At 62.3% G+C, this 854-nt stretch carries 1 protein-coding gene; it reads left to right on the top strand.

Features of this window, described 5'->3' with window-relative positions:
- A partial coding sequence (locus EOA22_RS35585; RefSeq protein ID WP_127390714.1) for an MFS transporter occupies positions 1-854 on the top strand: 854 nt, incomplete at both ends.

Here is an 854-nt window from a genome sequence, read left to right as displayed (position 1 = left end):
CAACATGTTTGTGCTGGTTGTCGGGCGGGCGATACAGGGCGCCGGTGGCGGCGGCTTGTTCGCTTTGACGCAGACCGTCGTCGGCGATCTCGTGCCGCCGCGCGAGCGGGCACGCTATGCCGCCTGGTTCTCCGGCACATGGGCTGTCGCCAGCATTGCCGGTCCGTTGCTCGGCGGCACTTTCGCAGAGCACCTGCACTGGTCACTGATCTTCTGGATCAACATTCCGCTTGGTTTTCTTGCGATGGCGATCATCAACAAGCCGCTCAAGAAACTGCCCATTGCCGCAAAGCGCCATCGCATCGACGGCCTGGGCGCGCTGCTTCTGATAATTGCCACGGCGCTGCTGCTGCTCGCCTTGAACTGGGGCGGCAGCGCCTATCCCTGGACTTCGCTTGAAGTCATCGGCGTTCTCTGCGGTTCGGCGATTTTCTGGAGCGCTTTTGCCTTGCGGCTCATGCGCGCCGCCGAGCCGCTCATCTCACTCGAAGTGCTTGGCAATCCAATCGTTCTGGCGGGCACGCTTTCGATGTTCCTGCTTCAGGCCGCAAGCGTCGGCATGGCTGTGTACCTGCCCGTCTATCTTCAGGCGGTGCTCGGCTTGTCGGCAGCGGAGTCGGGCATCGCGATGCTTGGGCTTCTGCTGGGGACCGTCGGCGGCGCGGCATTCAGCGGGCGTATGATCCCGCATTTCACCCACTACAAGCGCATTGCGATGGTGGGCGTCGTCTTCAGCATGCTGTGCCTCTGCCTGCTGGCCGTCGTCGCAGGATATGCAACGCTGCTGGAGGTCGAGGTCTTGACGATTTGCATCGGGTTTGGAACCGGAACGACGTTTCCGGTCACCACCGTGT

The organism is Mesorhizobium sp. M7A.F.Ca.US.014.04.1.1 (genome assembly GCF_003998745.1).
Taxonomy (GTDB): domain Bacteria; phylum Pseudomonadota; class Alphaproteobacteria; order Rhizobiales; family Rhizobiaceae; genus Mesorhizobium; species Mesorhizobium ciceri.
This window is presented reverse-complemented; position numbering and strand designations above follow the sequence as displayed.